Source organism: Streptomyces sp. NBC_00513, from assembly GCF_041431415.1.
In the GTDB taxonomy this organism is placed as follows: Bacteria; Actinomycetota; Actinomycetes; order Streptomycetales; family Streptomycetaceae; genus Streptomyces.
In genome coordinates this window covers 3,857,805-3,881,358 of record NZ_CP107845.1, presented here as the reverse complement: position 1 = coordinate 3,881,358, position 23,554 = coordinate 3,857,805, and the positions used below count along the sequence as shown (strand labels likewise).

The window sequence follows — 23,554 nt, the reverse complement described above, 5'->3', positions numbered from 1 at the left end:
CCTTCGGTGACGGTGGTTGTCGGCAGTCATGTCACGGCGGGCGCCACGGAAGAGGAATGGGTCGCATCGCTCGGTGAGTACCTCACGGAGGACATCGACGAACTGGAGCGGTACCCGCACTCGCTCGGGCGCGTCTTCGACAGTGCGCTGAGGCTTCTCGCGGCCCGCTGCACCGTCGATCCGCGTGCGGCGAGGGTGGAGACCTGGGAAGCGGCTGTGAACGCCCTCCAGTCGGGGTCGGCCGTGTTCGCGACCGCCTCCGCGGGCGAAGGGTCCGTACCGTGCCTGATCAACCGTCGGGTGCGTACGCTGCCGGCCGGGAGCGACGAGGCCGCCTCGAATCTCGGGACGTGGCTCGACACGTTCTGGCTCGCGGTGGTGTGTCGTGATCAGGCGCGGATCGCCGAGCTGTGTCGATTCCCGCTCGACCGGCTGATCGTCGTCGGGTTCGAGGAGTACCTCTCGCACTGGGTCGACGCACTGCGGACGTTCGGGCTCCGGGGGCCCGGTCTGGTGGAGCGGTTGACCCGGGCGATGGAGACGTCCTCGTCCGATGTCGCGGTGCGGGTGCCGCGGGATCTGCTGGAGGGGGTGTTGGCTCCGCCGATCCACCTGTTCGGCCTGTTCGTCACAGGGGACGTCAACGGTTTCAACGCGGCGCTGGTGCGGGCGCTGGAGCTGCACAGGGCGTACTGGAGCGCCGAGGGGCGATCCGGGAAGCCGGGCGGTCATCTCGCCCTGGGCCCGCTGGCCCTGGCGTGCCTCGCCCTCGACGCCGGGATGCCGGTCCGGGTGGAGTCGGGCTACCTGCCCCACCACCTGCTGCACCGCTCCTGGCACGGCGAATTCCCCACGTGAGGCGACACCAGGGAGAACGAGTGACCACCACGGTCGAGCGCCACGGCACCCCGGAACCCGGTGACGGGGAGTACGCGGAGCGGCTGATGGCCTCCGCGATCAAGCAGATCGAAGCCCTGGACCGTTCCACTCGGATGCTCGACGCGCTGTGGGATTCCGTTCGACTCGCCGTGTGGGCCCGCTCGGCCGTGGATCCGACCGGCGGGTCCATCGACACCTGGGAAGCGGTGGTCAACGCGGCGCAGGTGGGCTCCGCGGTCTTCCGGCTCACCGGCGCCGGTGAGGGGACCGTCGATTGCCGAATACACCATGAGGTACGGCGACTTCCGGCCATGGGCCCCAAGAAGTTCGCGAGTGCGCCGAACTGGCTGGACGCCTTCTACTACGCGGTCATCTGCCGTGACCGGGAACGCATCACCGAGTTGTGCGCGATCCCGATGTACAGGCTCCGTGCGGCCGGGGCCATGCACGACGAGTACCTGTACCACTGGGTCGGGGCGCTCCAGGCGTACTGGACGAACCGGCAGGCCGACATGGTGGAGGAACTGACCCTGGCATTCCGACAGTCCCACCCCGACGCGGTACGGATCGCGCCCCGGGAGTGGCTCCAGCAGCTCTCCTATCCGCCGATCAACCTCTTCTACCGGTTCGTCAAGCGCGACCACGACGGTTTCAACGCCGCGCTGGTCCACGCGCTCGAACAGCACAGGAAGTACTGGGACCAGGAGGATCGCGACTTCCACGTCACCGGCCTGTGGGCGATCGGCCCGCTGGCCATGGCCTGCCTCGCCTTCGACGGCGGCTTCCCCATCGACGTGGTCTCGGACTACCTGCCGGTCCAGCTCCTGAACCGCAGTCGGGTCGGCGAGTTCGACACGTAGGCGCGCTCCGGCCGTCGCCGACACGGCCGACCGATACGGCCGATCCGACACGGCCGTCCGACTTGGCCGATCGCCCGGTCATCCGCCCGTCGGGTTCCCGTCCGCGGGCTTCGTGAAGATCCGGTCCAGGTGGTGGCGCAGCACCCCGATGGCCGACTCGGGTGACCGCTGTCCCACGAGGATGCTCGTCCCCATGGTCGCCGTCATGGCGAGCAGGCTGATCGCCTCGGTGCGCGCGTCCACGTCGGGGTCGGCCAGGCCGGCTTCCCGGGCCTGTTCGAGCAGCCCGGTCACGGCGTTCTCGGCGGCGTCGGGGTTGTCGATGAAGGGCTGGGCGGCCAGCGCCTCGTCGGTCACGGACAGGATCGCGTAGGAGCTGTAGAGGAGGTGGAAGGTGCGGCTCTCCTCGTCGGTGGGCAGCGATGCCAGGAGCAGTGCCTCGACGGTCGCGCGCGGCCCGGGGGTCGGGCCCGCGGCGGCGAGTCGGGCGGCGACGCGCGCCGTGAAGCGTTCGGTCAGGTGCTGGAGGCCGTAGAGGAGCAGCTTCTCCTTGGTCTCGAAGTAGTACTGGACCAGGCGCAGGGACACGCCGGCCTCGGCTGCGACGTCGCGCATCCCGACCGCGTGCAGTCCGCGCCGTCCGGCGACCCGGACGAGCGCCTCGGCGATCTGCGCCCGCCGTTCCTCGTGGTCCACGCGCTTCGGCATGTCGTGGTGTCTCCGCCCGGTCGGTGAGGGGCCCGGTCGGCGATGAGGCCCCGGTCGGTGAGGGGCCCGCCCCGATTTCATGGTACCGGCGTACCAACATCATGGTGGCCGGTACCACGAAGAGCGGATCCGCCCGGAAGGAACCGGACGGGCCCGCGCGCGGGTGCCCGCGGCCCTCAGGCGGGCGGCGCCCCGCGCAGGTGGCGCACGAGCTGCTCCAGGGCGGTCCAGCTCTCGGCGCTCTCGCCGTCGCCCAGCGGGTAGTAGTAGCCCGGCCGGGCGTTCGAGCCGAGCTGTACCGGACGTTCCCTCAGCGGCGTCCTGCTCGCGACGTCACGCCCCGCCTCCCGTACCTCCGCGGGGCCCAGCACGAAGGCGTACGGCAGCGGCGGGCGCTCGAAGCGGGGCGGGGCACTCAGGTCCCGCCGCGCCGCCCGGAGTTGGCACATCATGGTCTTCAACCCGTGCCGGGTCACCAGCTCGCCGGCCAGCCCCGGCAGGGCCTCCAGCGGCGGCTTCTCCTCCGAGCCGAAGCCCACGGTGAGGGTGACGTCCTCCTCGACCCCCTCCGGGGTGCGGATCACGCGCAGGGTGGCGACGGCGGGCCGGTCCGGGGTGCCGACGACCACCGTCCAGGTGGGGCGGGGGGCGCGCGCGTACGCCAGGTCGGTCAGTTGGCGCCGCGACCAGGCCAGACCGGCCGGCTCCGAGGTTCCCCAACCGGCCGGCGGACCGCCGGTCAGCGCCTGCCAGGCGGCTTCCAGCGCGCCGCCGAGAACGAGGTCCGCCTCCGGCTGGTGCAGGGTGCGGAAGGAGAGGACGAGCTGACGCTCCCCGGTGGGCCCCGCCTCCGCGAAGGTGTCCGCCACCGCGGTCTCACCGTTCTCGTCCCGGTCCGGGGAGAAGGCGCCGTCCTGCCAGTGCAGTACCGCGCCGGTCAGCCCGTCGTAGTAGCCGCAGCGCTCGTCCTGCACCACCCAGCGCGAGGGCGTGGACTGCAGCAGCAGGCGGGTGGGCAGGGAGAGGCGGCAGTGCGGCGGGGTGACGATCTGCAGGGACCGGTCGCTCTCCACGGTGGCCCGCAGCGCCTCGGAGAGCCAGCTCGTCATGGGGACGACCGGGCGGTCCTGGAGGACGACGGCGGCCTCGTCGGTGAGCATGTCGACGGCCGGCTGGGCGGCGGCCGGGAGCGGTACGGCCGTCACGCCCGAGACGTCGACCGGGCTGGCGGCGCCGACGGTGCCGGGGGCGTCCGGCGGCCATACCCGGCCGCCCAGGAGCATGGTCAGACGGGCCGCGAAGGCACCCGCGAGCTGCTCGGCCTGCGGCACGCCCGTGGTGGCGCGCGCCTCGATCCACCACGCCGGGCCGTCGCCGGCCGGCTCGGCGTCGGGCCCCAGCAGCCGGGCCGCCTCGCCCGGTACCTGGAGCAGCAGCGGCGCCTCGATCGAGACGAGCGGCCGTCCCTCGGCGTCGCACAACTGGACCACGGCGCCCTCGCCGGCGGTCTCGACCCGCAGGTCCGGGCCGCCCGCTAGGAGGCCCGCAAGGACGGCCAGCGCGTCCGGCATGCGCTCGGTGAGCGCGATCACGTCTTTGGTCATGCGGTGTTCCCCCTGGTCATGCGCGGTCGGCTGTGGTCTCGGTGTCGCCGTCCGCGCCGGCGAGTGCCGTCTGGATCAGCCGGGTGGCCTCGCCGCGGCGGACGAGCGTGCCGCGCCCGGGCGGCTGGGTGCTCGCGTACACGCCGGGGAAGAGTTGCCCCTCCTGCCGGTCGCCGGTCATGACGACCGCCGAGGTACCGCTCTCCCGGAGCGTCATCAGGAACGGCTCGTACAGCGCCCGCGACGCTCCCGCCACCCTGCGGGTGACGACGAAGTGCAGGCCGATGTCCTGTGCGGAGGGGATGAACGGCATGAACGGCGCGAGCGGTTGCTGGCCGCCGGTGGTGAGGATGTCGTAGTCGTCGATGAGGATGACGATGCGCGGGCCCGAGTACCAGGTGCCGGACACCAGGGCGTCCTGGGAGGCGAGGTCGTCGGGCATCCGCTTCTCCAACTCGGTGGCGATACCGGTCGCCAAGGCGCCGCACAGCCGGGAGTTGTGGGCGTAACCGCCGCGGTACTCCTCGGGCACCAGCTTGCGCAGGCCCCGGCGGGGGTCCATCACCGCGAAGACGATCTCCTCGTCGGAGTAGCGCTCCATGAGGCCCTGGGTGACCAGGCGCAGCAGGTTGGTCTTCCCGCACTCGCTGTCGCCCAGGATCATCAGGTGCTGGTCCCGCTTGAACAGGTCGAGCAGGACGGGCGCGAGGGCCGTCTGGTCCAGACCGAGCGGCACCCGGTTGGGTTCGGTCGTCACGGACGGCAGGGCGGCGACCGGGATGCGGGAGGGCAGCACCCTGACCCGCTGGGCGCCGTCGCCGGACCAGGACGAGCGGACCACCATGGCCGCCTGTTCGACGGCCGGGCCCAGCTCGGAGGTCGAGGCGAGGGAGTCGATGCGGGGCAGCGCCGCCTGGGCGAAGAGCTTGCCGTCGGTCAGGACGCGACCCTTCTCGTCCGGGGCCAGGGTCTCGGCGAGCTTGCGGTCGATGCTGGAGTCGCCGGGGTCGTTCAGGCGCAGCTCGACGCGGGTCCCGAACAGGGACTGGGTGGCGATGCGGACGTCGTTCCAGCGCAGCATGCCGGCGACGACGTGGATGCCGTAGCCGCCACCGCGCTTGAGCAGGTCGGTGACCGCGTCCTCGATCTCGTCGAAGTCGTCGCGCAGGGCGCCGAAGCCGTCGATGAGGAGCACGATCTCGGTCGAGGACAGCTCGGGGAGCCGGCCCTCGGCGCGCAGTTCGCGCAGCCGCTCGACGGAGTCGATGCCGTGCTCGCGGAAGAGTTCCTCGCGGGCGGCGAGCATGCCGCGCACCTCTTCGACGGTACGGGCGGCGCGTTCGCGGTCGGCGCGGCCGGCGATCCCGCCGACGTGCGGGAGCCCGGACAGCGCGGCGAGGCCGCCGCCGATGAGGTCGAGTCCGTAGATGCCGACCTCGCGCGGCGTGTGCGTCATGGCAAGGGACAGCGCCAGGGTGCGCAGCAGGGTGGTCTTGCCGGACTGCGGGCCGCCGATGACGGCCGCGTGGCCGCCGCCGACGGTGAGGTCGAGGACCCACTGCCCCTGCCACTGCCTGGCCGGGTCGTCGAGGAGACCGAGCGGCACCTTGAGCGGGCCCGGCCGGACGGCCAGTTGTACGCCGCGCTCCCCGGTCCGCAGGGGACCGGCCGAGGTGTCCAGGGCGATGGCCCGGGGCAGCGGCGGCAGCCAGATGGCACGGGTGGGCCGGGCGGCGTGCCGGAGCTGGTCGACGACGACGGACATGACGGTGGGTCCGGGGTTGCGGTTGCGCATGGCCGGCCGGTCCTCGCCGGACGGTGCCGCCTCGGGCTCGCCGAGGGTGTTGTACTCCGGGTAGAGGTGGACGGCGGGGCCCTCGTCCTCGACGTTCCGGGCGACCGGCCCGTGGTAGGGCCCGGAGACGAAGCCGGCCTTGAAACGCTCGTAGGCGCTGGTGTCGACCTTGAGGTAGCCGAAGCCGGGGATGGGCGGCAGGTGGAATGCGTCGGTGGTGTCGAGCACCGTGCGGGACTCGTCGGCGGAGAAGGTGCGCAGACCCAGCCGGTAGGACAGGTAGGTGTCCAGGCCCTTGAGCTTGCCGCCCTCGATGCGCTGGCTGGAGAGCAGCAGGTGCACGCCGATGGAGCGGCCGATGCGGCCGATGGACAGGAACAGGTCGATGAAGTCGGGTTTGGCGGTGAGGAGTTCGCCGAACTCGTCGATGACGACGAAGAGGTGCGGCAGCGGGTCCAGGTCGGGGCGGGTCTCGCGCAGGGCGGCGTAGTGCCCGATGTCGGCGATGTTGCCGGCGTCCTTGAGGACCTGCTGGCGGCGCTGTACCTCGCCGGCGAGGGAGGAATGGACGCGCTCGACGAGACCGGCCTGGTTCTCCAGGTTCGTGATCACGCCGGCGACGTGCGGCAGGTCGGCGAAGGGGGCGAAGGTGGCGCCGCCCTTGTAGTCGACGAGGACCATGGCGAGGTCCTCCGGCGGATGCGAGGCGACCAGCGCCAGCACCAGGGTGCGCAGCAGTTCGCTCTTGCCGGAGCCGGTGGCGCCGACGCACAGGCCGTGCGGGCCCATGCCCAGCTCGGAGGACTCCTTCAGGTCGAGCAGGACCGGTTGGCGGGAGTCGCTGATGCCGATCGGTACGCGCAGGAAGGCGCGTTCGCCGCGGGGTCGCCACAGCTCGCGGACGTCCAGGGAGGCCGGGTCCTCGACGCCGAGCATCTCGGTGAAGTCGACGGGGCCGGAGAGCGGGGCGTCGACGAGGGACTCGGCGGACAGCCGCAGCGGGGCCAGCAGGCGGGCGACGCCCTCGGCGCCGGCGGCGGTGGCCGGGTCGGCGGTGCCGTGGGCGGTGACGGGCTCGGCGGGACGCAGGTCCTCGATGTGGACCCGGTCGCCGTCGACGGTGATGCGCAGGGACACCTGGCCGGGCTCCTGCACCCGGTCGGCCACCAGGTGCAGCACGGTGACGCCCATGTCCCGCAGGGTCACGGCGTCGTCGGGGCGGGGCAGTTCCCGCGCGTCCTCGCCGTACCCGTCACTGACGACCAGCAGTCGCCCGGTCATCTCCAGGGCGTCCTTGCCGGACAGGCCGCGGCGCACCTCGGCGGCGTAGGAGGCGCGGGCACGCAGGTCCCGGTTCATCAGCCGGGCGAGCTGCGCCGGCGCGGGGGCGATGCGGCGGGCGCTGACGGGCCCGTCGTGCTCGTCGGGGTCGAGGGTGTGCGGCAGCCACTTGACCCACGCCCAGTCGCTCATGCGGTCGCCGGGGCAGGCGAGCGCGAGCGCGACGTCGTCGGGCGCGTGGGCGACGGCGGTCTGGGTGAGCAGGGCGCGTACGACGCGCAGGACGCCCTCGCGGTCGCCGACGACGCTGACGTTGCCGGCGCGGTCCAGGGGGACGGTCAGGGGCAGGTCGGTCGCTGTAGAGAATCGTTTCCTCAGCGCGCCGGCCTCATTGAGCATGAACCGGTCGGGCGGGGTGAGGACGCTGCCGCCCTGCTCACCGACGTCCAGGGGGCGCACCGGCATCCGCCCGGTGCCCACGCGCACGCGCAGGAAGTCGCCGTCGAGGCGCCGCCGCTCCCACAGCCGGGCGGGGTCGCGCACGATGTCGTAGAGCGCCTCGGGCGGCGGATCGAGGACCCGCGCCGTCTCGCGGCGCTCGCGCTCCTCGGCGCCCAGCTCCTCGCGCAGCTCCTCCAGGTACTCCAGATAGCGCTCGCGCTGCTGGCGCCGGGTGCGCTGGGCCTTGCCCCGCTGCGACAGCAGCATGCCGACCGAACCGATGACGGTGACGAGCAGCACGATCGCGCCGATGCCCGCGAACTGGCTGTTGCGCACCATCGTCATCATCACGACGGAACTCATCACGCCGGCGATGGGCATGAGGGTGTGCAGCGCGCCGCCCGTCCTGCCCTCGGGCAGATTGGGCGGCGGCTCGATCGTGCGCGCCCCGGGGACGGGCAGCGGCCGGGTGGTGCGGGCGGGGCGGTGGACCATGCGGGTGCTCATCGGTTGCTTCGCCTGCTCATGGCTCGGGTGAGGACTTCGGCGGCGAGCTCGGTGACGGCCTCGCGCGTGACCTGGCCGAGCAGGTCGGTGCGGATCGGGCCGCCGGCGGCGAGGTGCCGGTCGTACGGGAGCATCAGGACCCTCACGCCGCCCAGTTGCAGGTGTTCACGCGCCGCGGCCACGTCGAGCGTCATGTGGGGGGACGACGCGGCGACGACGACCACCGTTCCCTCCAGCATCCTCGGCCGCGACAACGAGACCATCCAGTCCAGCACCGATCGGGTGGTGGTGACGCCCTCGACGGTGGCCGGGGTGACCAGCACCCGCGCCTGCGCCGCAGACAGGGCGGTACGGGACAACTCGCTCGGGAGGGTGTCGCAGTCCACGACGGTGATCCCGAAGTAGCGGCGCAACGCGACCATCACCGAGCGGTACTCGGCCAGTTCCAGCCGGTTGCCCACCCGACCCTGGCTGCCGGGCAGCAGCCAACCCCGATCGGGCAACTGGACGAGATAGCCGACGACGTCGGTGAGTTGCATCGACGGGTCGATGAGCTGCGCGACGTCGCTCGTCGTCCAGCGCACCTTGGTGACGCCGAGCCGGGCCGGGAGGGTACCCAGTGCCGGGTCGGCCTCCAGCATCAGCACCGGATCCTGACGGTAGTGCGCGAAGGTGCGGCCGAGCAGCGCGGCGACGGTGGTCTTGCCCGCGCCGCCGCGGATGCTGGTGACGACGATCTGCCGGCCCGTGGTGAGCGGCTGCTGAAGCGCCTGCGCGACGCGGGTCGCCTCCTCCACCTCGCGGGTGGCCGAGGAGCCGACGAGCCGGCGCAGCGAGCGGGAGGTCCGCCTCGTGGCGGAGTCCCCGCTGAGCGGCTTGCCCCTGACCAACTCGTCGGGGAGCGGCAGCTCCATGGTGACGGGCGTGGGCAGCGGCCGGGGGGCGGGCGCGGGGGCGGGGGCGGGTGTCGGGAGGGCCCGGGCGGCGGCGTCCCGGCCCGGCGGCTCGTCCCGGCCCGGTGCCTCGGCCTGGTTCGGCGGCTCGGCGGGTGGGGGCGTGTCGGGGGACGCGGACGCGGCCGGGGGCCCGCCGGTCGGCTTCCCGGGCCGGCCCGGTGCGTCGGAGCCGCCGGGGCCGCCGTTGAGGTTGCGCAGGTCGCGCAGTACGTCGCCCTGCCAGTCGTCCTGGGACATGCGGTCTCTCCTGGAACTCAGAACTGGTGGAGCAGACGTGCGTAGACGCCGAAGACCCCGACCACGAGCGGGAACAGTGCGATCACGCCGATCGTCTCGACGAGGTCGACGGCACGCCGCAGCCGGACGCCGACGTGTTCCGGCAGCTGGACCGCCAGCACGGCGAGCGGCACGAGCGCCACCCCGCAGAGCGCGGCCAGTGGCCCGTACGGGGCGCCGGGGACGTGGTCGATCCACAGCACCACGAGGGATACGAGCAGCACCAGGGCGGCGGTCAGCAGCGTGACGACCTCGGCGATCAGGGGGAAGGCGCGCGAGCGGGAGAGCAGCACGACGACGGTGAGGGACGCGAGGAGGACCGTCCACCACGAGGGGGCGGTGACGGCCAGCAGCCCGCCGGCCGCGGCGGACGCGGCGACGGCGACGGTGGCCAGGACCAGCCCGCGGTGGGTGGCGGCGAGGGCGGTGTCGACCTCGTGGCGGCTGACGGACGCGCCGCCCGAGCGGCGGTCGTCGAGTCCCGTGAGCCCGGCGGCCATCAGCGCGAGGCGGGGCAGCAGGCCGAGGACGACGACCGACACGAGGGCCATGACGGATCCGACGCGCGCCGGATCGGCCTGGAGCGCCGCGACGGCCTCCCACGCCCCGGTGGTGACGACGACGGCTCCGGCGCCGATCAGGCCGCCCTTGCCGAGCCGCGAGAACAGCCCGGCGAGCGTGAGCGTCACGGCGAGCGCGCCGGCCACGGCGGCGAGCCGCGCGGGCCCGCCCCAGGCGTGGGCGTCGGCGGCGGTCCACGCGGCGAGCACGCCGAGGGCGCCACCGGTCAGCATGAGGGTGCCGCCGAGGTCGCGGCCCGCCTGACCCGCCTGCTCCGCGCGTCCTGCCTGACCTGACCGGTCCGCCTGTCCCGCCGGGGCGGGCCGACCGTCCCGGCCGTTCTGACCCGCCCGGGTGGCGGCTCGCGTACCGGCCCGCGTGCCGATCCGCGCGGCGACCGCGCCGACGGCCGCCACGATCACGGCCAGAACCGCGAGGGGAGCCGCCACCTCGGCCGTGCCGAGACCGTCGCGCGCGAGCACGCCGGCGGTCACGGCCGGCGCGATCGTCGCCACGCCCGCGGTCCACCGCCGGGCCTCGGGCCGCCAGCGCCACGCGCGTACGTCCAGGTCCTCGGCGAGCTCGTCGGTGACGTCGTGCACGACGGGGGCGGAGGGGGCGTCGTGCACGCGGACGAGCCGCAATACGGCGCCGTCGGGCACGGCGGCCTCGGCCAGCGTTCCGTCCTGCGGCAGAACCGTTCCCTCTGCATTGATCAGATGCCGGGCGGCCGGCCGCTCGCCCACCCTGTCGTCCAACAGCCGCAGGACATCGGGCAGAAGCCGTCCGATGGGCTCATTCGAGGGGAGCACCAGATCCACTCTCCGACGATCGCCGACGAGAGTGATCCTGCTCAATTCCGTGCGCTGCTTTTCCCCCACGTTTACCACGCGGCAGAACCTATCACTGGGCCGGCTCCGTCATTTCGTGTGTTCCTTTGGGATGATGCGTCGTATTCGCATGTACGGAGGACGACGAAGGCGACACCGACGGTGACGGAGTCGCCTTCGGTGCATAGCGCTGCTGTTGCTGTCGCTGCTGTTTCTGCTGCGCTTTCTGTTGGGCCAGGGTGTGCTGGATGAACGACCACCCCACACAACCGGCACACAACACCGCCGCGACGGCGAGTCCCGCGAATGTCTTCCCGAGCCTCTCGTCCGCCGTACGGCGGGCTCGCCCGACCCCGAAGAGCAGGGCGTCCCGCATGCGTCGACGCCGTACCGACACCGACTCCAGCAGCTGACTGTCGTAATCCTTCGCCATCATTGCCCGATCAGCCGGACGCCGTCTCTTGCTTCTCCCCCTCGGCCAGGGAACGCACACCACGTCCCAGGACATCCGGGATGTCGGCCAGAGCGGCTCCGACAGTGGCGCTGTCGATCAGTTCACCGAGTCTGTCCTCGAAGTACTGGCTGTCGGCCGGCCGCACGAGAGCGCGGAAGGCTCGCTCACGCCATGCTGCCGTCCCCTTTTCCTCAACGAGCCGACGGCTGCCGTCCACAGCCACCGCCGGCTGCGAGAAGGCGCTGTCCACCGAGAACTTCCGGTCGATCGAGAACCCGTGCCAGGGAACGTTCCCGGGATCCGCGGCGGCGCTGATCACCCTCTCGTATCCCGCCGCCTCACCCCGGTTCACCAGCACCACACAGGCAAGGAACCGCTCGATCTCGGGCGCGCCGGAATCGTTCATCAAGGCGACGAGCCCGGGGACGCGGGCCCGGTGACGAGAACTTTCGAACGCGTCGTGGATCACGTCGTCGATGTCGTCCGTCGGCCGGCCGTCGAAATCCGTGCCGAGCAATTCACGATAGCCGTGCATGAACTCGTCCCTGTTTCCTTGAATTCGCTGCCCGCCGAACCCCACGGCCACGTCCCGGCGGGCGCATCGTGGCAGGGTCCACCGCGGCGGGCGACGCGGAGGAACCACCCGTACCTGCCCGCCTCGCTCAGCGACCCACGGGAACCACGCGGCGCACTCTCGCGGCGCGCATCGGCATGGCGAAGGTCCTTTCCGTTCAGCGCGATCCAGTACCTCACGAGACCTTCGCGCACCCCCGTCGCCGACCTCCGGCAGGCACTCGGGAGTCGAGGTGCCGCGCGCCTTCAGCCCGGCGGCATCGGCTGCTCGGGTGCATCGTTGAACAGGTGGTCGTACATGGCTTGAAGGTATGAGCGCAGGGTTTCCCTGTCGGGGAACTCGATGTCAGTCAGCCGCTCGTATTCGTCCGGCCCGAAGGATTCGTCCGAGAGCATCTGCTCGAAGCCCGTGCGAACCAATTCCACGTAGGAATCACTGAAGCTGTGCAAAGTGAGCTTCAGGCCGTTGTCTGTTTCATACCCCCGCTCAAGATCCAGGTTCACCTTGAGGAAATTCTTGAAAAGCGGGTCCATTGGCATCCTTCTTTACGGGTGGCGGCCGCGCACCGGGTTGGCGAACATGGTGTGGAGACGGTACCCGCCATTGGGAAGTGCACGATAAACAGGCAGGATGGTTCCACCTTCGAAGTCCACCGGCTTGAATTCGTTCAGGTTGGCCGGGTCACGATAGTAGCCGGTGAACCTTTCCTCGGACCCGGGCCCGAGTACGTCTTCGATGGACGTTTCGACCGCTTCATGTCCGGTGCGTGACATCTGGTCGCGGAAGTAGGCATCTGCACGCACCATGTCTTCCGCATTGTCGAAACGCGTCGCGAACGCGCCGACTCGGTGCGCACCGCCGCTCACACCATCCACCGTGGTGCCGGTCAACGGGTCGATGTTGTTCTCGGACTTGACCAGCCCCGGATAGCCCGAGTTCGGCCCGTACATCTTCGGCGCCCCGTTGCTGTCGCGGGCCACCGTGCCGAGCCGGTCCGTCAGGGCCTTCTCATCAGGGTGGAGGTGGCGGCCTGGCGCGTGACCCTCGCCGCCTTGCTGGTCGTCCAACTCCTTGATGCGTTCATCGACCACCTTGGGGTCCATGGTCTGGTCCCCGGCACCACCGGGCGAAGCATCAGGTGCGTCGCCCTGGCCGCCGCCATCGGAACCGCCCGACGCGTCGTGGCCACCGCCGTCACCCTGATGGGGAGTGCCCGAATCGCCACCGTGGCCGTCGCCACCCGTGGTCGTGGTGTCGCCGTGGCCGGAGGCGCCGCCGCCCGTCGCGGTGTTGTCGGTCCCGCCGTGGCCCCCCGATCCACCGCCACCCGCCGGGGTGTGGCTGTTGTGCGCCGTGTGGCCGGCGGTGCCGCCCGGGGTGTGGCCGGCGGTACCGCCCGGGGTGTGGCCGGCGGTACCGCCCGGGGTGTGGCCGGCGGTACCACCGACGGGGTGGGTGGTCGTTCCGCCCATGTGCGGCGTGCCGTGCGTATCGACGCCCCCCGTCGGGTGGCCCGTGCCGTTCTCGACGTGGCTCGGACCCCCGGCGCCTTCGAGGACCCGCTCCTTGACGGGGGCGGGGACGGGGGCGGGTTCGTGGTGGTTGGGCAGGTCGCTCTTGTGGGGTTCCCTGACCGGATCGGTGTCGGGAACGACGTTGCCGTGCTCGTCCCGGATGCTGCCGTCGTGGCCGATGACGCGCTTGTTGCCGTTGGCGTCCTCGTACTCGCGCCCGGGGGGCGTCTGATCGCCCGCGTGCGCGGGGGTCGAGGGCGTGTCGCCGGTGTGGGCGGGCGTGTCGCCGGTGTGGCCGGGCGTCGCGGGTACCTCGCCGGTGGGCATGGAGCGGGCCATGTCGTCGACGCCGGCCCGGCTGGCCTTGAAGCCCTCCATGAAGTCGCCGACCTTCAGCTTGGTGACGCCCGCGGCCTTGCCGAGGTAGCTCATCGGGTCGACGAGTGCGCCCGCCTTGCCCAGCACGGTCGCGGCCTCCGCGCCCAGGCCCAGCTTTCCGGCCTTGCCGAGCTTGAGCAGCGATCCCGAGCCGAGGGTCAGGCCGTTGAACAACACCGTCCCGAACGCCTGCGAGGGATGCTCGCCCCACTGGTCCCACGCGACCAGCGACTTCCCGAAGTTGCGCAGGGCGGCCTTCTGCTTGTCGGTGTCGCTGTGGTCGACCGGGCCGAACATCTTGTCCATGGCCCAGTCGTAGGGGGTCATGAGGTAGGCGCTGACGCCGCCGAAGACGTCACCGATGCTCGACCAGGTCTTCTTGAAGTTGTCCCAGTCGAACACGTTGATCATGCTGCCGAGGCCCTTGAGGGTGCCCCAGACACCGTCGACGAAGAAGCCCTTCAGCGCACCGCCGACATTGTCCTTCGTCCACTCCCACGCGGCCTTCAGACCGGTGTACTCACGCTCGTCGACCGTGCCCCAGGGCGTTTCCTTGGCGTCCTTGACGTCGCTTTCGCTGAAGCCGTACATGCCGGCCTTGTGGGAACCGTCGTCGACGACGAAATGCGTGCCGCCCACCAACGACGTGATCTTGTTGGCGGCATCCCGCTCGACACCCTGGAACGCCACCCACGTCGTGCCGACCTCACGCACCAGACGCGCGTTCTCGTCGATCTTGTGCTGGTCCTGCTGCCAGTCGTCGTCGTCCTTGTTGTCCGCGACGAACTTCGCCGCGTCCGTGCGAAGCTGCTTCATCCGGTTCACCAGCGGACGAGCCGACGTCGCGAAACTGCTCAACGCGCCACTGACGGACTCCAGTTTCTTGGCGAACTCGTCCGCCTTGTCCCGCACAGGAATCGTCGAATTGAGCAACTCCCCCTGCTCCGGGGCGTCATAGACCGGATCCAACGCCTGGAACGCGTTGTGGACGTCCTTGCCCGTACCCCGGATGCCCGACGCGGTCGTCTTCAACGACGCCGCATGCGTCTCCAACGTCTCCAGATTGCCCGTGAAGGTCGGTATCTTCCCCAGATCGATCACTTCTTGGGGCCCTTCATCTCTTCCGGAGTAGGAGCCTTGGAATACTCCTCCTGCTTGTTCTTCGCCATCTCCAGGTCACCCTTGAGGTACTCCTGCGTGGCCAACCGCGCCCCGGTGATCGACTTGCCCGTCCGAACCGGAAGGAACTTCACGTCGTTCTCCGTGCGCTGCTGAAACTCCTGCAACGCCTGCGCCACCGGACCGAACGCGCCCCCCTCGGGGATCTCCGTCCCACCCAGGACCATCGTGCCCGCCGACGTCGCGGAGCCCACCAAGCCCTCGCCGTACGACGTGAACTCCTCCTCGAACTTCCCGCCGGCCTCCGCGGTCTTGTTCAGGACCTCACGAACACCATCCGGCTTGATGTCCCACTTGGACACGATGCCCCCCGTTTACGTAGAACGTCTTCCCTTGCCTTCGGACGTCAGCCGATCGCGTCGACCGCGGCCTTCGCCCGGGCCAGCGTCTGATGCGCCGTCCCGTCGTTCTTCTCCATCGTGGAGCGCAACAACGCGATGATCGAACGCACCTCGGCGGCAGCCTTGTCCCAGCGCTGCTCCTTGCCGTGGTACTCGTCCGACACGCCGTCGGCCTGGAAGTCGGCCATCGCCGCCTTCACCGCCGCCTCACGCTCACCGAGCACCGTCTCCAACCGCGAGAGGATGCCGCCCAACGAGCCCTGCACCTCGGTCGAGGCGCCGATGTCGTAACTCCGCCGATCCGTACCGCCACCAGCCATGCCACTACCCCCTGTTCGTCTAACGGCCCGAGAAACGGGCCGCGTCGAAGTTCGCCGCCGCCATCTGCTGCTTGGCGTTGTCCGCCGACTCGTGGTCACCCTGACCGAACGAGGAGTCCATCCCGGACTGACCACCCAAGATCGCCTGCAACGACCCGTTCAGCGCGGCCGTCACCTCGTCCGAGTGCTCCTTGAACCGGTCGAAGGCCACCTTGCCCGAACCGTTGAACTTGCCCTCCAACGGTGCCGCCGCCGCGATCAGCTGGCGGATCAGACCGCCGAGGTCGCCGCTCGAATCCCGCGTCCGGGACGTCAGTCCCGACAACGCCGTGTTACCCATGTCGAACTTCACGAGTTCACCCCCGTCACCCCTCTCACAGCAGGCCGCTCGAACAACCACAGCCCGCACTGGTGTGTCATGTCTATCAACCCCGCATTGCTGTCTGCAAAGCCAATCCACGTCGCAACCGCCCAGCTGTTGCGGAATCGGCTGAGCTTGTCACGAGGTTGTGACAAAGTCCCCTCCGGTTAAGGGAGATGAGCGACTCGGGCGGCCTGGACGCCGCCACGGTCAACCTCCCCATCAACCTCGCCGTCGGCCTCGCCGGTGACGTGGTCGATGGCCCGGTCGATGCCCTGGTCGATGCCCTCGACCAGGTCCCGTTCGGCGGTCTTGGCGAGGCCCGAAGGGTCGTTCCGGACTGGTGACACCATGAGTTCGAGCGACGCCGGTCCGTGAGGCGCGTTCGGTACGCGCCGAAAGCAGGCGCTATAGCCCCGTAACGCCCGTACAAGGACTCCGTCCCGTATCCCGCCCCGACCCGACCCGCCCCGACCCGACCGGGTCCGACCGGGTCCGCTCCTGCCGGCCGGCAAGAGCGGACCCGGACGCCTGAGCCACCCGCGCCACCCGCTCCCACCCGCCCCTCCGGTAACCGTGCCCCCGTCCCAAACCCCGGCCAGAAACGTCGTGACACCACGCGTGGCCCCCCTTCGGCCCCCGCAACGAGGCCGAGATCGCGAGCGAAACCGAGAGGGCGCCTCGTGGCGCCACCTCGGCCCCCGGCTGGGGGGGCACTGCCTCCGCTTTGCGGAGCCGAATTCGCGGGATCCACAACCCGCGACGCGGACCGCCCGCGCCGTGGAGCCGAGGGGGGGCGCCGGCTTCGGCGGCCAGGCGGAAGGAGTGGGCGTAGTAGCGCGGGGCGAGGCGGCGGAGTTCGGGGGTGTCGCCTTCGTCCTGGGCCATCCAGCCGGCGAGGTGGACGAGCTGGGAGGTGGCGGCGAACAGGTCGCGGCCGGCAGTCTCCGTGAAGCGGCCCTCCAGCCAGCGGGCGACGTCCTGGGTGGTGAGGTGGCGGACGGCCAGGTGGCGAGCGTGGCCGCCGCCGAGTTCGGAGGCCGAGTCGCCTGCGTCCCCCGACGCGGACGCCCCGGAGACGTGTCAGCCCTGGTGGCGTTCCCTGTCGGGCCGTCCGCCTCGCTTGTCACCGCGCAATCGTCCACGTCGATGGCAGCCGGCTGCTGCACTGAGACCATCAACAAGCAAGGAGACAGAGCAAAATGATCGAACGAGTCCGAGCCGTCCTCGTCACCGCGGACGACACGATGCTGGTCATTCGCCGCACCAAGCCCGGACTCCCCGTGTACTGGGTGCTGCCCGGCGGCGGGGTGGAGGAGGGCGACGAGTCCCGGGAGGCCGCGCTGCACCGTGAGATCCACGAGGAGATCGCGGGGAAGGCCGACATCGGCCGCCTCCTGCACACCATGGAGTCCGACAAGGAGCGTCAGCTCTTCTACGTCGCCCGCATCGCGACGTGGTCCTTCGAAGACCGTACCGGCCCCGAGTTCAGCGCCGAGGGCCGCGGCGAATACGCGCTGGAAGAGATCCCGCTGACCGTGGAGGGGCTCGACAGCATCGACCTCAAGCCCGAGGAGATCGCCCACGTTCTGCGGCGCGTCATCGGTGCCGGCATGCTCGGGGCTTTGGTTTAGGACGGGTGCAGGGGCCCGGCGAGGTGTGTGTGAGACTCCCCTTCCGACCAACCGGGGTGGGGGCTTTTCCTTGCGCGCACGCATGAGACCGTCGATGACGTCCAGGATGTCCGTGACTGCCACGAGGGCCCTGGCCTGCGCGATCCTGCTTGCAGCCGCTCCGTTGGCCGGCTGTACGGCCGACGGCTCCGCGTCTCAGGCGCAGGACGTCGATCGGAGCACCGTGGACCGCGAGCTGCAGGCGGCGATCCGCAAGGCCGGCCTCGACCCGGCGAAGGGCAAGACCACCGGCGTGCCGAACGGGATCCCGGATCCGAGTTCCGCCGGCTGGGTCGCGGTTCTCGCCACCCCCGAAGCGGAGCGGGCCCTGCCGAAGATCGCGGCGGAGCTGGAGCGTCTGGGCTGGCACCCGGACCCCGACGGCTCGCATCCCCTCAGCTACGAGAAGTCGGACTGGTCCCTGGTGGGGCGCAGTGCGGCGGAGGCCGACGCGGTCACCCTTGCTCCCGGCGAGAGCCTCCTCACCCTGGCGGCGACAGACTTCGGCGGCTAGTCGAACGACCGTGTGGACATGCCACCGGGGAAACGCTGAAACCCGTTGCCCCGGCGGCGTTGGTCACGTGTGCGTGCGGTTCAGGGGAGCGCTGGATCATGGTGACGACCAGTGCAGCGAGCCGGCGGAGCGCCAGGCGTTCCGTGCCCGTGCCGCCCCGCGCCTGCGCCCACTCGAAACCGGCTGCTGGGACGCCTCGCCAGAAGGGACCGGCCTCGTTGAGGCCGTGCCCGTGCTCTGGCATCGGCAGCTACCCCTTGCTGTGCGGTGGGTCGATGCCCGACTTTCGGATGGCGAATTCATGCACTCTCGCCGCCCTGTCGCGCAGTTCAGGCGAACCGCGTCTCACGATTTCGCCGCGACGGCCCGCTTGTGCGGTGCAGCAGGGGAATTGGGTCGAGGTAGTCCGGGTTGTTGGGGCACGCCGAGGGCACGGTAAAGACTGAGGGGTATAGACAACGAAGAAGGCCCAGGTCGCTGACCTGGGCCTTCTTTAAAGAGCGGATGACGGGAATCGAACCCGCGCTATAAGCTTGGGAAGCTCATGTTCTACCATTAAACTACATCCGCACGGTGGTCCATTTGTCCGGAGCCGTATCGTTGCACACTCTACCTCATGATCGACCCCCGGTGAATCTGCCGCGGGGTCGTCGTTGTGTGTGGGGTACAGCAAGGCGCGTACGAGGGGGAGTTGGGGCGTACCGTACGGGTTCGGAGCGGCGGCTGGAGCGGGTCCCGGTCATCCCTTAATGTGGCGATTCGTCGCAGTACGGCTGGTTGGGGAAAGGGACTCGATGGAGCACACCGTCGTCCGTTGTGCCGAAGGGCATGTATTCAGCACCGCTTCGTTTCCGCTGCAGCACCTCGGTGCCGGACGGATCGGACCTGGGCGGCTGCTGCGGTGCCCGCGGTGTGCGCGGCTGAGGCATGCCGTGCCCGTCGGCGGCGCAAAGCGTTAGTCGCGGAGGTCGCGGAGGTCGCGGAGGTCGCGGAGGTCGCGGAGGTCGCGGAGGTCGCGGAGGTCGCGGAGGTCGCGGGGTCGCGGGGCGTCGGCAGGCGCGCGGGGGGCCGCTCTCGATTGGGGGTGGCCCGTGCGCACTGCGTATCCTCGGGGCGTGCTTCTCTCTGACAAAGACATCCGGGCCGAGATCGACAGCGGACGGGTTCGCATCGACCCGTTCGACGAGTCGATGGTGCAGCCCTCCAGCATCGATGTACGTCTCGACCGGTTCTTCCGGGTCTTCGAGAACCACCGGTACGCGCACATCGACCCCGCCACCGAGCAGTCGGATCTGACTCGGATGGTCGAGCCGGACGGGGACGAGGCGTTCATCCTCCACCCGGGCGAGTTCGTGCTCGCCTCCACGTACGAGGTCATCTCGCTGCCCGACGACATCGCCTCCCGGCTGGAGGGGAAGTCCAGTCTGGGGCGCCTCGGTCTGGTGACGCATTCGACGGCCGGGTTCATCGACCCCGGGTTCTCCGGGCACGTGACGCTGGAGCTGTCGAACCTCGCGACGCTGCCGATCAAGCTGTGGCCGGGCATGAAGATCGGGCAGCTGTGCCTGTTCCGGCTCAGCTCCCCCGCGGAGTTCCCGTACGGGAGCGAGCGGTACGGATCCCGTTACCAGGGGCAGCGCGGCCCGACCGCCTCGCGCTCCTTCCAGAACTTCCACCGCACCCAGGTGAGGCACGAGGCATGAGCGACGTACGCGAGAACCTGAACTACGAGGGTTTCGGTCGCGCCGTGCGCGAGCTGGCGCAGACCATCGCCGACGACGGCTACGAGCCGGACATCATCCTGAGCATCGCCCGCGGCGGCGTGTTCGTGGCCGGCGGTCTGGCCTACGCGCTCGACTGCAAGAACATCCACCTCGTCAACGTGGAGTTCTACACGGGCGTGGGGACCACCCTGGAGATGCCGGTCATGCTGGCACCGGTGCCCGAGGCGATCGACTTCACGAACAAGAAGGTCCTCATCGCCGATGACGTGGCCGACACCGGGAAGACGCTCAAGCTCGTCCACGACTTCTGCCTCGGCCATGTCGCCGAGGTGCGCTCCGCGGTCATCTACGAGAAGTCGCACTCGCTCGTGAAGTGCGAGTACGTGTGGAAGAAGACCGACGAGTGGATCAACTTCCCGTGGTCGGTCGAGCCGCCCGTGGTCAAGCGCGAGGGCCAGGTCCTCGACGCCTGACACCTGGTGTCGTGAGGCGGCGCGCAGGTGTGATCGCGGGGTCGGGCGGAGGACAGCGCCCGGCCCCGTCGTCGTGCGGCCCCGGCGTCATGTCGCCCCGTCGCCCCGTCGCCCCGTCGCCCCGTCGCCGTGTCGTCCCGAGGTCCGTCCTCCCCGTTCCTCCCCGCCCTCCCCGTCCGACAGCCCCTGGGAGAGTCATGCACACCACCACCGCCCCCTTCACGCTGCGGGCGTGGAAGGAGGGCGAGGGGTACGAGCGCCGCACGGGCTGGCACGGCACCTCGACGGAGTTCGGCGAGATCACGGTGCTCCACCCGAAGGCCGCCTTCGCCGACACCCTCACGAGCGAGGTGCGCGGCGGCCGCATCCCCTCCGCGCGGTTCTCGGCGAGCGGGCTCCACACGCAGGTCATGACCCGGCCGAGCCTGAACGGCGCGCGGCTGACCGTCGCCGACGCCACGGTGTACATGACGAGGAACCGGTGGGCGCTGACGCACCGGGGCCGCTCGCTGCGCCTGAGGTGCATGGGGGACTCGTACCGGCTGACCGCGGTCGGCCGCAAGGAGTACGAGCTGACCAGGGAGCGGGACTCCGAGGACCCCGGCGCCACCGTCCGCGTCCGGCAGTCCGGCATGGGCAAGGGGAGGCGGTTGACGATCAGCGTCTCGGGCCGGGCCCTCGGGACCGACATCACGCTCGCGGCGCTCTTCGGCGCGGTCGACCGTGCCGTCCTCACCCGGCGCGGCGCCGTAAGGGCCGGGTTCGCGCGGGCCTTCGGCTTCTACGGGGAGGGCGCCCACTGACCGCGAGCGCCCTCCACGGGCGCCGACCGCGTACGAAGCCGCTTACGTGACCGTGTACGTGACCGCGGGCGCCGACCGCGTACGAAGGGGCCCGGCGCGCACACCGCGCGCCGGGCCCCTTCGTACGCTCGCTCGTACCGGGTACGGCTGTCAGATCGTGCCCAGCTTGATGATGGACAGCAGGGCGATCAGCTGGATCGCGGAGGCGCCCAGCGCCTTCGGCCACGGCAGGTCGTGCGACTTGCTCACCAGCGAGGTGAACAGCGCGCCGGCGGCCAGCCACGTGACCCAGCCCAGGACCTGGACGACGATGTTGTCGCCGCCGAGGAAGATCGCGAACAGCAGGCGCGGGGCGTCGGTGACGGACATGACCAGCATCGACAGGCCGACCGTCGGCTGCCACGCGCCGTCGCCGCCCAGTTGGCGGGCCAGCGTGTGCGTGACCGCGCCCAGGATCATGCCGCAGAGCACGAACGCCACGGCGGCGCTGAGGACGACCGGGACGGCGTTGGCCAGGGTGGCCTTGATGACGTCCTCGCGGGTGTCGTCGAGGCCGAAGACCGCGAGGAGACCGTAGATGAAGGTCACGATCAGCGCCGGACCCCATACGGGGTAGTCGCGCATCTGGAGGAACGTCGGTCCCGGCCGCATCACGATGCCGCGCAGGAGCTCCTTCCAGGGCAGCCGCGGACCGGCCGGGGCCGCCGCGCCCGCGTGGTACGTCGCGCCCTGGTTGTAAGGGTCCTCGCCGATGGAGAAGGCCTGGGTGAAGCCCGGGTTGTTCGCGTACGAGGGCTCGTGCGGAGGTTGCTGCTGCCCGTGGTGCGGCTGCTGCTGTTGTCCGTACGGGTCGAAGTACTCGGGCTCGCCGTGGTCCCCGTGGGCGCCCTGCTGAGGCCACTGCTGCTGCGGTGGCGGCCCGCCGGCAGGCGGGTAGGGCTGTCGGCCGTACGGTGCCTGCGGCGATTGCCGCTGACCGTACGGCTGCTGCCGCGGGGGTTGCGGGGGTTGTTGCGGGGTGCGGTTGTTGTCCCGGCCGCGTCCGATCCTGAATCCAGCCACGTGATCGAAAGTACCTGCTCCGGCGGGTGATGGTGGTCGGGCGGCCGGAACAGGGGGCCTTTGCGGCTGACCTGTGACATCCCCTAGGGGAACCCCGGGGGGTTCTCCCCACCCCTGGGGTCGGTGGGGTTTACGTGGCTGAGGGGCAGTCTGCGGAGGTTCGTTACGTTCTCTACTGAATGCGGAGATATGGGACCCGTAGCTTCGTGAGGGTCGTCGCCACGCACCACGCACCACGCCTCACGGACGTGGAACGAGCACGGAAAGAGCCCCCCATGCGCAGCCCCCGACCCGCCGGCCCCCGACCCGCCGGCCTCCGTACCGCCTTCCGTACCACCGCCGTCCTCGCCGGCGCGACCGCCGTCCTGGCGCTCCCGGTGGGGGCCGCCTTCGCGGACTCGCCGGCGGCCCCGCGACCGCGGGTGCTGCCCGGTGTGGAACAGCCCGCCGTGGACCGGCCGATCACCCCGCCCACCGCGCCGTCCACGAAGCCGGCCCGCGGGTACGTCACCACCGCCAGGCTGGCGGACGGGTCGGTGGTCAAGATCTACGAGATCGGCGTCGGCCACGTCGAGGCGGACGTCTTCGCCGGCTCCACCAAGCTGGGCACGCTGGCCGGCAGGGACGGACGGCCCGCGTACGGGCAGTACAACGGCCTGCACATCACCCTCTACCCGAACGGCACCGTGAGCTCGTGGATCGAGGGCGCGCCGAAGCCGAAGCCGCAGCCCAAGCCGCAGCCCAAGCCCAAGCCGAAGCCCGAGGTCGTGCAGGAGAGCGTCGCGCGGATCGTCATGCCGGACGGGAACGTCGCGGAGGCGGTGTACGGCGCGCACGGCGAGCGCGTGGACCTGTCCACGGCGAACGGGTACCGGCTGGGCACGATCGACCTGAAGGACCCGAACGCGCTGAACGACGGCTGGATGTACAAGCTCGTTCGGGACGGCCGGGACGGCCGGCACGTGAAGTTCGTCGTCATCGACGGCAAGAGCGGTGGCAACAGCTGGGTGTACGACTTCGACAGCGGCAGGCTGATCGAGCGGTACACGGTCGCGACCGGCAAGTAGACCGCCACGGGCGCCGCCGGGAAACGACGGAACGGCCGGTCCCCAGAGTGGGGGCCGGCCGTTCCTGTGGGTGTACCTACGCCTACTTGGCAGCCTCGGGCTTCGCCTCTTCCGCCGCGGGCTCGGCGTCGCCCTTCTCGGCGGGCTTCGCGTCGGCCTTCGTGTCGGCCGTCGTGTCGGCGTCCGTCTCGCCCTTCGCCGCGGCCTCGGCTTCGGCCTCGACCTCGGGCTCGGACACCACCGGCGCCTCGGGCTTCGTCTCGACCTCGGCCTGCTCCGGCTTCGCCTCGGCCTCCGGCACGGACGCCTCCGGCTTCGCCTCGGCCTGCTCCGGCTCAGCCTCGGCCTCGGCCTCGACGGCTGCTTCCGCCGCCTCCGCTTCCTCGGCGGCCTTGGCTTCGGCCTCGGCCTTCGCCTTG

At 70.8% G+C, this 23,554-nt stretch carries 21 protein-coding genes and 1 tRNA gene; 9 read left to right on the top strand and 13 right to left on the bottom strand.

The window, feature by feature from the left end; translation table 11 throughout:
* The first annotated feature begins 6 nt into the window (after window positions 1–6).
* A complete protein-coding gene (locus tag OHA84_RS17880) occupies window positions 7–858 on the top strand; it encodes an immunity 49 family protein (protein ID WP_266970811.1) in 852 nt (283 codons plus the stop codon).
* A gap of 20 nt (window positions 859–878) precedes the next feature.
* Window positions 879–1,739, top strand: coding sequence for an immunity 49 family protein (locus tag OHA84_RS17875; protein ID WP_266970813.1), 861 nt, complete (start codon window positions 879–881; stop codon window positions 1,737–1,739).
* A 78-nt stretch (window positions 1,740–1,817) separates the two neighbouring features.
* Here OHA84_RS17875 and OHA84_RS17870 read toward each other — a convergent pair whose 3' ends face one another.
* From OHA84_RS17870 to OHA84_RS17820, 11 genes are all read right to left on the bottom strand, one after another.
* Window positions 1,818–2,447, bottom strand: coding sequence for a TetR/AcrR family transcriptional regulator (locus OHA84_RS17870; RefSeq protein ID WP_053675724.1), 630 nt, complete (start codon window positions 2,445–2,447; stop codon window positions 1,818–1,820).
* 176 nt (window positions 2,448–2,623) lie between these two features.
* On the bottom strand, window positions 2,624–4,051 hold the full coding sequence (locus OHA84_RS17865; protein WP_053675726.1) for a DUF6177 family protein: 1,428 nt from the start codon (window positions 4,049–4,051) through the stop codon (window positions 2,624–2,626).
* A gap of 16 nt (window positions 4,052–4,067) precedes the next feature.
* Window positions 4,068–8,075, bottom strand: a complete 4,008-nt coding sequence (gene eccCa, locus OHA84_RS17860; protein ID WP_266970815.1) for a type VII secretion protein EccCa — start codon at window positions 8,073–8,075, stop codon at window positions 4,068–4,070.
* Window positions 8,072–9,268, bottom strand: a complete 1,197-nt coding sequence (locus OHA84_RS17855) for a MinD/ParA family protein (protein WP_266970817.1) — start codon at window positions 9,266–9,268, stop codon at window positions 8,072–8,074. The genes eccCa and OHA84_RS17855 overlap by 4 nt, the downstream gene beginning before the upstream one ends.
* Window positions 9,269–9,285: 17 nt before the next feature.
* The gene (locus OHA84_RS17850; RefSeq protein WP_371591408.1) at window positions 9,286–10,758 is read right to left on the bottom strand and encodes an EsaB/YukD family protein; all 1,473 of its coding nucleotides are present in this window, start codon (window positions 10,756–10,758) and stop codon (window positions 9,286–9,288) included.
* Between the two features lie 383 nt (window positions 10,759–11,141).
* A complete protein-coding gene (locus OHA84_RS17845; RefSeq protein ID WP_266970821.1) occupies window positions 11,142–11,687 on the bottom strand; it encodes a hypothetical protein in 546 nt (181 codons plus the stop codon).
* A 284-nt stretch (window positions 11,688–11,971) separates the two neighbouring features.
* Window positions 11,972–12,259 (bottom strand): hypothetical protein, encoded by a 288-nt coding sequence (locus tag OHA84_RS17840; protein ID WP_053675734.1) that lies wholly within the window; start codon window positions 12,257–12,259, stop codon window positions 11,972–11,974.
* A 12-nt stretch (window positions 12,260–12,271) separates the two neighbouring features.
* Window positions 12,272–14,719, bottom strand: a complete 2,448-nt coding sequence (locus OHA84_RS17835) for a hypothetical protein (RefSeq protein WP_266970822.1) — start codon at window positions 14,717–14,719, stop codon at window positions 12,272–12,274.
* A complete protein-coding gene (locus OHA84_RS17830) occupies window positions 14,716–15,099 on the bottom strand; it encodes a DUF6507 family protein (RefSeq protein WP_053675739.1) in 384 nt (127 codons plus the stop codon). The genes OHA84_RS17835 and OHA84_RS17830 overlap by 4 nt, the downstream gene beginning before the upstream one ends.
* A 44-nt stretch (window positions 15,100–15,143) precedes the next feature.
* Window positions 15,144–15,458, bottom strand: coding sequence for a pore-forming ESAT-6 family protein (locus OHA84_RS17825; protein WP_053675741.1), 315 nt, complete (start codon window positions 15,456–15,458; stop codon window positions 15,144–15,146).
* 19 nt (window positions 15,459–15,477) lie between these two features.
* On the bottom strand, window positions 15,478–15,810 hold the full coding sequence (locus OHA84_RS17820) for a hypothetical protein (RefSeq protein WP_053675743.1): 333 nt from the start codon (window positions 15,808–15,810) through the stop codon (window positions 15,478–15,480).
* Window positions 15,811–15,995: 185 nt separating this feature from the next.
* Here OHA84_RS17820 and OHA84_RS17815 point away from each other — a divergent pair, with 185 nt between their 5' ends.
* The 3 genes from OHA84_RS17815 (at window position 15,996) to OHA84_RS17805 (ending at window position 18,006) form a co-directional block, all read left to right on the top strand.
* Complete coding sequence (locus OHA84_RS17815) at window positions 15,996–16,166, top strand: hypothetical protein (RefSeq protein WP_266970825.1); 171 nt, start codon at window positions 15,996–15,998, stop codon at window positions 16,164–16,166.
* Between the two features lie 855 nt (window positions 16,167–17,021).
* On the top strand, window positions 17,022–17,453 hold the full coding sequence (locus OHA84_RS17810; protein ID WP_266970827.1) for an NUDIX domain-containing protein: 432 nt from the start codon (window positions 17,022–17,024) through the stop codon (window positions 17,451–17,453).
* 112 nt (window positions 17,454–17,565) lie between these two features.
* Window positions 17,566–18,006, top strand: coding sequence for a hypothetical protein (locus OHA84_RS17805; RefSeq protein ID WP_266970828.1), 441 nt, complete (start codon window positions 17,566–17,568; stop codon window positions 18,004–18,006).
* Between the two features lie 499 nt (window positions 18,007–18,505).
* Here the strand turns inward: OHA84_RS17805 and OHA84_RS17800 are convergent.
* Window positions 18,506–18,576 (bottom strand) — tRNA-Gly (locus OHA84_RS17800).
* 545 nt (window positions 18,577–19,121) lie between these two features.
* Here OHA84_RS17800 and dcd point away from each other — a divergent pair.
* The 3 genes from dcd to OHA84_RS17785 all read left to right on the top strand — a co-directional run bounded on the left by dcd (window position 19,122) and on the right by OHA84_RS17785 (window position 21,006).
* Window positions 19,122–19,709, top strand: coding sequence for a dCTP deaminase (gene dcd, locus OHA84_RS17795; RefSeq protein ID WP_053675430.1), 588 nt, complete (start codon window positions 19,122–19,124; stop codon window positions 19,707–19,709).
* A complete protein-coding gene (locus OHA84_RS17790; RefSeq protein WP_053675422.1) occupies window positions 19,706–20,203 on the top strand; it encodes a phosphoribosyltransferase in 498 nt (165 codons plus the stop codon). Before dcd ends, OHA84_RS17790 begins: the two co-directional genes overlap by 4 nt.
* Before the next feature lie 197 nt (window positions 20,204–20,400).
* Entirely contained in the window at window positions 20,401–21,006 is a 606-nt protein-coding gene (locus OHA84_RS17785; RefSeq protein WP_266970831.1) for a hypothetical protein, read from the top strand.
* A 150-nt stretch (window positions 21,007–21,156) separates the two neighbouring features.
* Here the strand turns inward: OHA84_RS17785 and OHA84_RS17780 are convergent, their stop codons facing one another.
* A complete protein-coding gene (locus tag OHA84_RS17780) occupies window positions 21,157–22,068 on the bottom strand; it encodes a Yip1 family protein (protein ID WP_053675426.1) in 912 nt (303 codons plus the stop codon).
* 275 nt (window positions 22,069–22,343) lie between these two features.
* Between OHA84_RS17780 and OHA84_RS17775 the strand changes: the two genes are divergently transcribed.
* Window positions 22,344–23,135 carry a hypothetical protein gene (locus tag OHA84_RS17775; RefSeq protein ID WP_266970833.1) on the top strand — a complete coding sequence of 264 codons (792 nt, stop codon included), beginning with the start codon at window positions 22,344–22,346 and terminating at the stop codon, window positions 23,133–23,135.
* The last annotated feature ends 419 nt before the right edge of the window (window positions 23,136–23,554 follow it).